The organism is Acinetobacter sp. ATCC 27244, from assembly GCF_000156555.1.
GTDB classification, from domain to species: Bacteria; Pseudomonadota; Gammaproteobacteria; order Pseudomonadales; family Moraxellaceae; genus Acinetobacter; species Acinetobacter haemolyticus.
Genome location: NZ_GG665949.1, coordinates 335189 through 347261, shown reverse-complemented (window position 1 = coordinate 347261; position 12073 = coordinate 335189). Strand labels below are relative to the sequence as shown.

The 12073-nt window shown below is 39.4% G+C and carries 12 protein-coding genes; 5 read left to right on the top strand and 7 right to left on the bottom strand.

Annotated features, from left to right (window positions below; translation table 11 throughout):
- The coding region (locus tag HMPREF0023_RS01535; protein ID WP_008940969.1) for a hypothetical protein at positions 1 to 605 on the top strand (605 nt) is incomplete at its 5' end.
- Positions 606 to 981: 376 nt separating this feature from the next.
- Here HMPREF0023_RS01535 and HMPREF0023_RS01530 read toward each other — a convergent pair.
- The 5 genes from HMPREF0023_RS01530 to HMPREF0023_RS01510 form a co-directional block, all read right to left on the bottom strand.
- On the bottom strand, positions 982 to 2301 hold the full coding sequence (locus HMPREF0023_RS01530; protein WP_005082071.1) for an adenylosuccinate synthase: 1320 nt from the start codon (positions 2299 to 2301) through the stop codon (positions 982 to 984).
- Between the two features lie 60 nt (positions 2302 to 2361).
- A complete protein-coding gene (locus tag HMPREF0023_RS01525) occupies positions 2362 to 3528 on the bottom strand; it encodes an ATP phosphoribosyltransferase regulatory subunit (protein WP_005082069.1) in 1167 nt (388 codons plus the stop codon).
- 355 nt (positions 3529 to 3883) lie between these two features.
- A complete protein-coding gene (locus tag HMPREF0023_RS01520) occupies positions 3884 to 4252 on the bottom strand; it encodes a hypothetical protein (RefSeq protein ID WP_005082067.1) in 369 nt (122 codons plus the stop codon).
- An 80-nt stretch (positions 4253 to 4332) separates the two neighbouring features.
- Positions 4333 to 4647, bottom strand: a complete 315-nt coding sequence (locus HMPREF0023_RS01515) for a hypothetical protein (RefSeq protein ID WP_005082064.1) — start codon at positions 4645 to 4647, stop codon at positions 4333 to 4335.
- Positions 4648 to 4680: 33 nt separating this feature from the next.
- Complete coding sequence (locus HMPREF0023_RS01510) at positions 4681 to 5706, bottom strand: type I glyceraldehyde-3-phosphate dehydrogenase (protein ID WP_005082062.1); 1026 nt, start codon at positions 5704 to 5706, stop codon at positions 4681 to 4683.
- Positions 5707 to 5961: 255 nt separating this feature from the next.
- Here HMPREF0023_RS01510 and alaS point away from each other — a divergent pair, with 255 nt between their 5' ends.
- The 3 genes from alaS to csrA all read left to right on the top strand — a co-directional run bounded on the left by alaS (position 5962) and on the right by csrA (position 10450).
- Positions 5962 to 8610, top strand: coding sequence for an alanine--tRNA ligase (gene alaS, locus HMPREF0023_RS01505; RefSeq protein WP_171057157.1), 2649 nt, complete (start codon positions 5962 to 5964; stop codon positions 8608 to 8610).
- A gap of 63 nt (positions 8611 to 8673) precedes the next feature.
- Entirely contained in the window at positions 8674 to 9954 is a 1281-nt protein-coding gene (locus HMPREF0023_RS01500; RefSeq protein ID WP_004638520.1) for an aspartate kinase, read from the top strand.
- A 232-nt stretch (positions 9955 to 10186) separates the two neighbouring features.
- Positions 10187 to 10450, top strand: a complete 264-nt coding sequence (gene csrA / locus HMPREF0023_RS01495; protein WP_005082058.1) for a carbon storage regulator CsrA — start codon at positions 10187 to 10189, stop codon at positions 10448 to 10450.
- 51 nt (positions 10451 to 10501) lie between these two features.
- Here csrA and rnhB read toward each other — a convergent pair whose 3' ends face one another.
- Positions 10502 to 11068, bottom strand: a complete 567-nt coding sequence (gene rnhB / locus HMPREF0023_RS01490; RefSeq protein WP_005082056.1) for a ribonuclease HII — start codon at positions 11066 to 11068, stop codon at positions 10502 to 10504.
- Positions 11069 to 11107: 39 nt separating this feature from the next.
- Positions 11108 to 11488, bottom strand: a complete 381-nt coding sequence (locus tag HMPREF0023_RS01485) for a hypothetical protein (RefSeq protein ID WP_004642122.1) — start codon at positions 11486 to 11488, stop codon at positions 11108 to 11110.
- A gap of 216 nt (positions 11489 to 11704) precedes the next feature.
- On the opposite strand from HMPREF0023_RS01485, the gene HMPREF0023_RS01480 reads away from it, so the two are divergent.
- The coding region (locus tag HMPREF0023_RS01480; RefSeq protein ID WP_034437170.1) for a cytochrome b at positions 11705 to 12073 on the top strand (369 nt) is incomplete at its 3' end.

The window sequence follows — 12073 nt, the reverse complement described above, 5'->3', positions numbered from 1 at the left end:
TGAGCATATCTTTAAAAAAAGAATTTCAATGCTCACAAAATAACAATCCGTGCGCTAACATTATAAATTCAATCAATATGAAAACAGGCCAAGCTAAGCTTGATTTTAATAATCAATTGTTAACTAAATCATCTTGGGCAGATGGTCAGATCAATACCATTACGCTTGCAGGCTCTGTTGAAGGGTTTCTAGCTGAAGCACCTAGTAAAGTTCAATTACCAACGAGTCAACCTCATGAGCTCCATTGGACACTTACGCCATCAAGTGTATCAGAGTCAACCTCCTCTTCTTTACCAACTCAATATGAACAGCTTATTTTCACTAATCACAATAATGTTTCTATTTATACAAGTTATAATAAAGGCCCTCTGGAAAACCTTGTGATAGGATCAACATCAATTTACATTCTCAATAATAAAGTAAATAGTGTTTATATTAACTTTCCTAACACCCCTATTTACTATTATGCTGCTTGCGGTATAGCAACTTTATCTTGCGAAGGCACTACTTATAACCCTGTGAACTATCAAGTCACTTTTAGGAATACTAAAATAGTTCACACTCTACTTGGTATAGGTTACCTTAACGGATCAACTGGTTTATAAATAAAAAAGAGAACCATCTGGCTCTCTTAGATTTATTATAAATTTTCGATCAAATTTTAATAGGTTGTTTTTATTTTATTTAAAATAATCAAACCAATTCTTTCCCCCACGTGATCAGAATTGGTTTGTGCCATTTCCATTACTGAAACATGAATTAACATCGGCATGCTAGCTCATATCCATTGTAGCGAATCGTTTTTTTCGTCATGATTAAACCCTCTTTGTTTGAACGTAAAACAAATATAACGAGAATTTTTCAGTCTGTGAAATAACAAAGATCGCAATAAAAATCTAATTATCAGCTAGAGATTTTAAATATATAAATCTATAAAAATAAAAAGCCCCCATATGGGAGCTTTTCAATCATCACATCAGCTTATGCTGAAAATGGATGACGTAATACAATTGTTTCTGCACGATCAGGACCAGTTGAAATAATATCAATTGGACATTCAATCAACTGCTCAAGACGTTTAACATATGCCAAAGCATTCGCAGGAAGTTGATCAACTTGAGTTAAACCTACTGTTGACTCGCTCCAACCAGGCATTGTTTCATAGATCGGCTTTAAGCTTTCAAATGAAATCGCGTCAGAAGAACCTGCACAGCCTGAATCTACATCTTCATAACCTACACAGATTTTGATTTCTTCTAAACCATCTAATACATCGAGCTTAGTTAAGCAAATACCCGATAAAGAGTTCACTTCAACTGAACGACGTAAGATTTCAGCATCAAACCAACCACAACGACGTTGACGACCAGTAGAAGCACCAAATTCATGACCTACTGTGCCTAAATGACGACCAATCGCATCACCTGTATCCGTCGAAGCATCATAATGCAATTCTGTTGGGAATGGGCCTGCGCCTACGCGTGTCGTATATGCTTTGGTAATACCGAGTACATAGTCTAAATGTAATGGTCCCATACCAGAACCAGAGCTTACGCCACCAGCAGTTGTATTTGAACTTGTTACGTAAGGATAAGTACCGTGATCGATGTCAAGTAATGAACCTTGTGCGCCTTCGAACATGATTGCCTTACCTTCTTTACGGTAATCATGTAACACTTTAGTTACATCAATCACGAGTGGTGCAAGCACTTCACGCCATTCATTACAAAGCGCAAGAACGTCTTCAAACTTCACTTCTTCAACGCCATAGAATTGAGAAAGTTGGAAGTTATGAAGCTCAAGCATTTCCTGAAGTTTTTCTTCAAGCAATGCACCACCACGAATCAAATCAGCTACGCGGACCGCACGACGAGCAACTTTATCTTCATAAGCTGGACCAATACCACGACCTGTTGTACCAATTTTGGCATTACCACGTTTTTTTTCACGTGCTTGGTCAAGCGCAATATGGTTTGGCAAAATCAATGGACAGTTTGGAGAAATACGCAAACGTTCTTTAACAGGTACGCCTTCCTCTTCCAAAATCGCCATTTCTTTGATTAATGCTTCAGGAGAAAGCACTACACCATTGCCAATTAAGCACAATACGTTTTCACGTAAAATACCTGATGGAATGAGGTGTAAGACAGTCTTCTTACCACCGACCACAAGAGTATGACCTGCGTTGTGTCCACCTTGATAGCGAACTACCGCAGCCGCTTGATCTGTGAGCAGGTCGACGATTTTACCTTTTCCTTCGTCGCCCCATTGGGTACCAAGTACCACAACATTTTTGCCCATAATAGCCTCATTACATCATGCTGTTAAAATTGGAAACTAAGTTTTCAAACAACTTAGCGATTAAATTTTTTCAATAACCCACTGTCCATTTTGAGACACCATTTGATGGGTCGCATATGGGACAGAGCTTAAATCATCATTACCTAACAATTGCACCACACGTAAACCTTGACTACGAGCAGCTACAATTGCATTCAATAAATCTTGATCATTACCTTTTGGAGCAACAACAGTCTCAATATCTACAAACTGTGTTGCACCTAAAGCATATAAATCACAACTAAATCCTGTCGCTGGACGCGCGCGTCCAAAATGTTCACCGATACCATCATATCGACCACCTTGTGCAAGTGGTGCCGCACGGTTTGGTGCATAAATGGCATACATCAGACCAGTATGATAGTGGTAGCTACGTAATTCGATGACATCAATGCCAATGTTTAAATTCGGCCAGCGTGATTGAATTTGTGCGAATGTTGATTTCAATGCATCAAAAGCATTTTTAAAATCTTCATCCTTTAGAATATCTTGGCTTAAGTGACTTTCTAACGCATCTAGATCACTTGCATAACGACCTAATGCATAAAAATCAGCGCCCATAGCTAAATCTTTAGTAAATTCTTCAAGCTCAGGTAATGCTTTACGCTGATATAAATCAGAGAGTTCACTTTCAGTATTTTTATTTAATCCAGCACGTTTTACTAAACTACGGAATAAACCAACGTGTCCCAAATCTAGATGAACACCCTCTAAACGACCCGTATGTTTAAGTAGGGCCAACATCACATCAATCATTTCAACATCAGCTTCAATGCTGTCATGACCATATAACTCAGCACCCAACTGTAAGGGCGCACGAGTTGAATTAAAGTTCTGAGGTTTAGTATGTAATACTGTGCCCGCATAACAATAACGAGCTACACCTTCAATTGGTCGAACATGAGCATCAATACGTGCAACTTGTGGTGTCATATCCGCACGAACACCAAGCAAACGACCAGATAGTTGATCAATCACTTTGAAAGTAACTAAATCTAAATCTTGATTGGATTCTGAAAGTGAAGACAACGATTCGATGTATTCAATAAATGGCGTATAAACCAACTGATAACCTCGAACGGCGAGGAAATCTAAAGCTTCTCGGCGCAATGTTTCAACGACTTGCGCTTGTTCGGGCAATACATCTGCTACCCCGTCAGGGAGCAACCATGTCTGTGAAATGGTCATGTTCCAAACCTAAAATCTGTTCAACGTGGAGGCATCCACATAAAAAGCAACCACATAAAAAAATCGGGTGAATGCCCGATTCAGCGTAGTGTAGCATGAAGATTTACATGATGCACCTGAGAATTTGCATAAAAACTGCTTATTCCACCCAATAAAAAACAAACAGTTTTTATTTAATTAATCATTACTTTCAATAAATTACCATTATTGATTAGGTTCAAAAACCCAAGTTCGCTGTCCAAAGAACTGCCCAATAGCTGTGCGACCAATTCACAAAAAGACGAGCCAAAGAAAATAAATAAGACTTATATTTAAATACGTTCAATGATTATTTTGGAAAAAACAGCTCATAAACTTAGCTAATCAAAGATTTAGGTCCACCAAGATAGCCCGCAGCATCATACCCATCTCGAATTTGGTTTAATACATTTTGTATTTGACACTCAAGGTCATCTTGATTGCAGTAATACTCATTTATTTTCCCAAACTCAGTAAAAGATGAACGATTAAAACCATCTTCAACATCATTAAACCAGATAACTGTATTACCAATAATAGCGACCACCCAAAAACCATGACCAATATCACCATACGGTTCTTGACTCCACTTTTGGGGATATAGTTTTATTGCTTCCCAAAGCCTTCGCTGCTCTAGAGTCATTCGACAATAAGATTCATTAATAGTCTCTAGCATTTCGGCTTCTTCGATAGATGTCCAATTCATCACTATGCTCTTTTCTAACATTTTGGTGATAACTTAATCTCTTTTATATTCAAATTATTCGATTAATAAGTAAATTAATATCAAGAATTCTTATTCCCTGTTTTAATCATCATTTCTAAAACACTAACTAACTCAGCATTCTGTTTTTCCAAAGCAGCAACATTCGCAATGGTTTTATCTAAAACTTCTTGTTGCACATGCATTTTTTTGGCCATATCTTGCATAATTTCTAAGCCTTTTTTTAAATGTAATTCCAAATGCAAAACTTTTTCTTCAACTTGTAATACCTGAGCATCATACGTTGCTTCTGACTTCGTTTTAAATTGAAACCAAAATAAAAATACAACCGCCAATAATAAAATAGCAATAAATCCCCACATCAACATGAATGTCATTTAAATCTCCAAATTATTTTTTAGTTATAAAATTTATGAGTCAAACGACTCACACAAATCGAGTAAACGATTTGCGTATCCCCATTCATTATCATACCACGCAAAAACTTTGGCTTGATGACCGACAACCATGGTCTGAGTCAAATCCACAATTAAGGAATATGGCGAATGATTAAAATCGCTAGAGACCAGATCTTCATCGGTCACTTGCATAATCTGTGCATAATCAGACTGTGCAGCCTTGACTAATATTTCATTTACTTTATGCACCGTAATTGGTGAATGCGATACAAAGGTTAAATCAATTGCTGCAACATTAATCGTTGGCACTCGGATGGAATAACCATCTATTCGATTTTCCATTTTCGGCATAACACGTTTCAATGCGCCTAAAGCACTTGACGTCGTTGGAATAATATTCTGACCTGAAGCCCGTGCTCGGCGTAAATCACGATGCGCATGATCCAAAACAGATTGATCAGCAGTCACTGCATGAATTTCTGTCATTAAAGCAGTATCAATACCAAAAGCATCATCAATAATCTTTACTAAAGGGACTAAAGCTTGCGTGGTACATGAAACGCCAGAGATGATTTGATCAGTTGCTTTTACATCGGCATGGTTTACACCATAAACAATTGCAGCATCCACACTATCAAATGGTGCCGCACCAATAATAACGCGTTTCGCCCCTGCCTCAATATGACGAGTTGCATCCGCTCGCGAACGGAATAACCCCGTACACTCCAGCACCACATCGATCTCTAAATCTTTCCAAGGAAGCAACTCAGGCTGCTCTTGTTTAAATACCTGCAGTTTAAGCTGACGCTGATGGGACTGAATATTTAAAAAAATATGTTGGTTTTCAATCTGAATTTCAACTTGTCCAGCAAAGCGCCCATGTGTTGTGTCGTATTTAAATAGATGTACCAATGTTTGTACGTCAGCTACGTCATTAATTGCAACAATCTCAAATTGGAACTGTTTAGGATTTTCAAACCATGCACGTAATACATTCCGGCCAATTCGACCAAATCCATTGATAGCGATACGTTGCATGCAGAGCCCTTGTTCATCAAAACATCATCATTTATATGCTATATGGTAAAACATGAAGCGCGCTGTTGAATATAGATTTTTAGCTTAAACACAGTTTTATATGATATTGCTTGTAAAATCGTTGGTCGGATAGGTATTTTCCGTTATAATTTAGCACTTTTAAAATCCATGCCATGCGATAGGCTCGATTGTAGAACCTTTAACAATCACCTTAATTGCATATAGCCAAATTCAAAATTATGGAGTGTCTTGGTTGTGAGTACTCGTTTTATGACATCAGCTGAAATTCGTGAAGCATTTTTGCGTTACTTTGAATCGCAAGGGCATACACGTGTCGCTTCGAGCTCACTCGTTCCCGCCAACGACCCAACTTTGCTGTTTACCAATGCTGGTATGAACCAGTTTAAAGATTGTTTCTTAGGTTTAGAAAAGCGCGACTATGTCCGTGCTGTTTCATCACAAAAATGTGTCCGTGCTGGCGGTAAGCACAACGACCTCGACAACGTAGGTTATACAGCACGCCATCACACTTTCTTTGAAATGTTGGGCAACTTCTCTTTTGGTGATTATTTCAAACAAAATGCCTTGAAATTTGCTTGGGAATTTTTAACTAGCGAACAGTGGTTAGGCTTACCGAAAGATCGTTTATATGTCACGGTTTATCATACTGATGACGAAGCATTTGATATCTGGAATAAAGAAATCGGTGTAGATGCTGAACGTATCATCCGTATTGGCGACAATAAAGGTGGTCAATATGCTTCGGATAACTTCTGGGCAATGGGTGATACAGGTCCTTGTGGTCCTTGCTCAGAAATTTTCTACGATCATGGCGACCACATTTGGGGTGGTTTACCGGGTACGCCAGAAGAAGATGGCGATCGTTTCATTGAAATCTGGAATAACGTTTTCATGCAGTTCAACCGTACTGCGGATGGCGTGATGCACCCTCTTCCAGCACCTTCTGTTGATACAGGGATGGGCTTAGAACGTATTTCTGCTGTACTTCAACATGTCAACTCAAACTATGAAATTGACCTATTCCAACACTTATTAAAAGCGGCAGCCAACATCATCGGTATCGAGGATGAAGGTCAACCATCACTCCGTGTAGTTGCTGATCATGCACGTTCTTGCTGCTTCTTAATTGCCGATGGCGTAAACCCTTCAAATGAAGGTCGTGGTTATGTATTACGTCGTATTATTCGTCGTGCAGTACGCCATGGTAACAAGCTTGGGGCTACTGGTACATTCTTCTACAAAATGTTGCAACCTTTAATTGAGGTTATGGGCGAAGCATATCCTGAACTTGCTGCTCGCAAAGATGTCATCGAAGCAACGTTAATCCGTGAAGAAGAACAGTTTGCTAAAACACTTGAACAAGGTTTGAAATTACTTGAGGGTGAACTCGCACAACTCAAAGGTAATGTGATTGCAGGTGAAACGGTATTTAAACTTTATGATACTTATGGTTTCCCAACAGATTTAACCGCAGATATTGCACGTGAACGTGATCTAACAATTGATGAAGCTGGTTTTGAAGTTGAAATGGCTGCTCAACGTCAACGTGCACGTGATGCAGGAAAATTCGCAGTAGACTACAACAGCATTGTTAAAGTTGAAGGTGAAACTCAATTTGATGGTTATGACGCAACTCACGGTCAAGGACAAATTGTTGCGATCTATAAAGATGGTATTCAGGTTGACGAGATCAATGAAGGTGATGAAGCCCTAATTGTGTTGAATCAAACACCTTTCTACGCAGAAAGCGGTGGTCAAATCGGTGACACAGGTATCTTCAAAAACGATACAGGTATCTTCGAAGTACAAGATACCAAGAAATCTGGTGGCGCTTTTGTTCACCAAGGTATCGTAACCGTGGGTAGCCTAAAAGCGACTCAAAGTGTTGAAGCAACCGTCAAAGCAGACATTCGTGCAGCAACTGCACGTAATCACTCTGCAACACACCTATTACATGCAGCTTTACGTCAAATTTTAGGTGATCATGTTCAGCAAAAAGGTTCTCTCGTTGCTAGCGACATTTTACGTTTTGACTTTGCAAATGACCAACCTGTGACATTTGATCAGCTGCAACAAATCGAACGTTTGGTTAACGCTGAAGTTCTTGCAAATACACCAGTTACCACTGAACTACTTGATATCGAAACAGCCAAAGCCAAAGGTGCAATGATGTTGTTCGGTGAAAAGTACGGTGACGAAGTACGTGTGTTATCTATGGGTTCAGTGATTGAAGACAAGAACTTCTCTATTGAGCTATGTGGTGGTATTCACGTGAAGCGTACTGGTGATATTGGTTTATTCAAAATCACTTCTGAAGGTGGTGTTGCTGCTGGCGTACGCCGTATTGAAGCAGTTACTGGTACTCAAGCACTTGAAGTCGTTCAAAAAGCAGATACTGACATTCAAACGATCAACGGTTTGTTGAAAGCTCAAAAAGATCAAACGGTTGAAAAAGTTGAAGCGGTTGTTGAAACAGCTTCTAGTTTGCAAAAGCAAATCGAACAACTGAATCAGAAATTGGCAAGTTTCCAAGCGGCTGAATTACTGGATCAAGTGAAAGAAATTGCGGGACGTCAAACACTCATTACCACAGTCAAAGGTTTAGATGCCAAATCATTACGCAATTTACATGACAGCGTAAAATCAAAATTGGAAGATGCAGTCATTATTTTAGCTGGCGTTGAAGGCGATAAAGTGAGTTTAATCGCATCTGTCGCTAAACAATATACTGCAAATCTAAAGGCAGGTGACATCATCAAACACTTAGCTCAAGAACTCGGTGGTAAAGGTGGTGGTAAACCTGACTTAGCACAAGGTGGCGCGCCACTAAACGAGAAGTTCGATCAAGTCTTTGCAGCACTCCCTGCTTGGCTTGAGCAATAAGAACTTCACTTTTGTGTAACTGACCCTGATGCCTCTCAGGGTCATGGCTTATATGGAACAACTATGGCATTAATCGTTCAAAAATATGGCGGTACCTCTATGGGTACTCCTGAGCGCATTTTAAATGTTGCTCGTCGTGTCAAGCGTTGGCATGATCATGGTCACAAGGTGGTCGTGGTCGTGTCTGCTATGAGTGGTGAAACCAACCGCTTACTTGCGCTTGCTAAAGCCATTACCAGCACCCCTGACCCACGGGAACTTGATCAAATGGTGTCAACGGGTGAACAAGTAACGATTTCCATGTTAGCTATGGCACTTAATTCTATTGGTGTAGAAGCTAAATCATATACTGGTCGTCAAGTTGGTATCAAAACTGACAGTGCTTTTACCAAAGCACGTATAGAGTCTATTGATACCGATGTGATGACCAAAGATTTAGATGCAGGTCGTGTTCTCGTGGTTGCTGGTTTCCAAGGCTTTGATGCTGATGGCAATACAACAACTTTAGGTCGTGGTGGTTCTGATACATCTGGTGTAGCCATCGCAGCTGCATTGAAAGCAGATGAATGTCAGATTTACACTGATGTTGATGGCGTTTACACCACTGACCCTCGTGTTGCTCCCAAAGCAAAGAAAGTTGATCGTATTTCTTTCGAAGAGATGCTAGAAATGGCATCTTTGGGTTCAAAAGTTTTACAAATTCGCTCTGTTGAGTTCGCTGGTAAATACCAAGTCCCATTACGCGTATTATCTAGTTTCGATAATGACAATGACGGCGCATTTGACGAAGAATTTAAACAAAATGTAGGCACACTAATTACCACTGAGGCGGAAGACGATATGGAACAACCAATCATCGCAGGTATTGCATTTAACCGTGACGAAGCAAAATTAACGATTCTAGGCGTGCCTGATGAGCCTGGTATTGCATCAAAAATCTTGTCGCCGATTAGTAATGCCAACATCGAAGTGGATATGATTATCCAAAATGTAGAAGAAGATGGTACAACTGATTTTACTTTTACAGTAAATCGTACTGATCTTGCTAAAGCAAAAGCAATTTTAGAGCAAACAGCGAGTAGCATTGAAGGATGTGAAGTTGTTACGCGTGATGATATTGTAAAAGTCTCTATCGTTGGTGTAGGCATGCGCTCACACGCTGGCGTTGCTAGTAAAATGTTCACAGCTTTAGCTGAAGAAAGCATTAATATTCTCATGATTTCTACATCAGAAATTAAAATTTCTGTGTTAATCGAAGAAAACTATTTAGAATTAGCAGTTCGTTGTTTACACACAGCTTTTGGTCTAGACCGCGAGCATGGTGAAAGCAGCGCGCGTGCTTAATTTGTAGCTAGTTAAATATTTACTTTCAAGTAAATAATAAAAAAAACAGAGCCACTATAGTTTTTTTAATAGTGGCTCTGTTATATTAGCGCAGAGGTTTTAAGAAAGTTCTCACAAAATTTACGAAAAAAAATTTTTTACATAATTTTGTTAGAATTTTCTGTATATTAGGCTGTGCTTTCGAACAATGAATTCCCTGTCGCAAGTTTGAGCGTTTAGCAAGGAGATAAACATGCTGATTCTGACCCGTCGTGTCGGAGAAACATTAATGATTGGGGATCAAGTCAGTGTTACTGTGCTTGGCGTAAAAGGCAATCAGGTGCGTATTGGTGTAAATGCTCCAAAAGAAGTTTCTGTGCATCGTGAGGAAATTTACCAACGTATCCAACATGAACGTGCCATGCATGAGCATTTACAACATCTTGATCAAGATTATCAACATACGTATGAAGAAGAGAGTAATGATTTCTCTCAACATAATAACTTTAATCGTTAATATACCAAATTCTTCAATAATTAAAGCGACTACAATAGTCGCTTTAATTGCTTATAAGCCTAGTGCTTTCTTGACTGGTCCATAACTACGTCGATGCTCATCAATTACCCCATGTATTGCTATCGCCTCAAAATGAGCCTTAGTAGGATAACCTTTGTGCTTAGCAAAACCATAATTCGGATATTCCAAATCTAAAGCTTTCATTTGGCGATCACGGGTGACTTTCGCTAAAATACTCGCGGCACTGATTTCAGCATGACTCGCATCTCCACCCACGATGGCCTCACATGGAATCGTGATTCCTTTCGGAATTTGGTTACCATCCACAATCACTTTTGCTGGTTGAGTTGCTAATGCTTCAACTGCTCGACGCATCGCAAGGAAAGTAGCTTGTAATATATTAAATTCATCGATTTCCACGTGGCTTGCTTCAGCAATAGACCAAGCGAGTGCTTTTTCTTGAATCTCTGCAAATAATTTTTCACGTTTCTTTTCGGTCAACTTTTTTGAGTCATTTAGGCCTTCAATTGGATTATTTGGGTCCAAAATTACTGCCGCAGCAACCACAGAACCTACTAAAGGCCCTCTCCCTGCCTCATCGACACCAGCAATCGTCATATTACATCTCTCAACAAGAGGCTGATACAGCCTCATTTACTACTTCGCTTTGTTTAACGCTTCATTCACACAGGTATTTACAGTTTCCGTAACTACCTTGTTTACAATCATAGCGCGTGCAGCTGGATCAACTGCTGCCGTTGCAAGATCAAAGGCAGTCACACTTTCAGGTGCTTTATCACTGACACAACCACACACATTGGTTTGAATCTCGTTTCTTTGCTCTGTGCTCATAAGACGTGTAGCAGTTTTCCATGCTGGAATATTATTGATTTCATTTAAGCACTTTGCATTTACGGCAACTTTTAAAGCAGCCATACCCAATTGCTGTGAGGTTGCTGTAGGGTTATTTGTATCTGTCGCAGCACATCCTGCAACCGCTAAAACCAATGGAGCAACAGTCAATACTAATTTTTTCATATTTTTTTACCTACCTAAATTTTGGCAGGCGTATTGTGCCTAAACGCGAGCATTTATGATATGACCTAAATTCAATTTTACAGAATATAACAATTTGAATTATTACATTCTAATTAAACGTCCTAAGGATAAAACGCTCTGTTACATATACATAGTATGAGACGTTTATTTCCATATTTAGAATCAAATGACTCATATCACAGCTAGGATGTTGCGATGTCAACCTCAGCACAATACTACACCCGTACAGCACAAGTATTGCATTGGCTCATGGCAGCGATTTTTATTGTTGCATGGCTTATTGGTTTTTATAGTGGAAATTTGCTAAGCTACGAAGTTGATGGTAGCTTCAAAGGCAGTGTCATTACCTTACATAAGAATATTGCAACGACGATTATTTTCTTGGTCCTTATTCGAATATTTTGGCGTTATACCCATCCCGCTCCCAAACTTCCCGACACAATGTCACCAATGATGAAAACCTTGGCGCATGTTGGACATTTCCTACTTTATTTAATGCTCTTGGCATTACCAATCACTGGTTGTTTATTTAGTTGGAGTGCTGGTCATCCTGCGCCTGTGTTC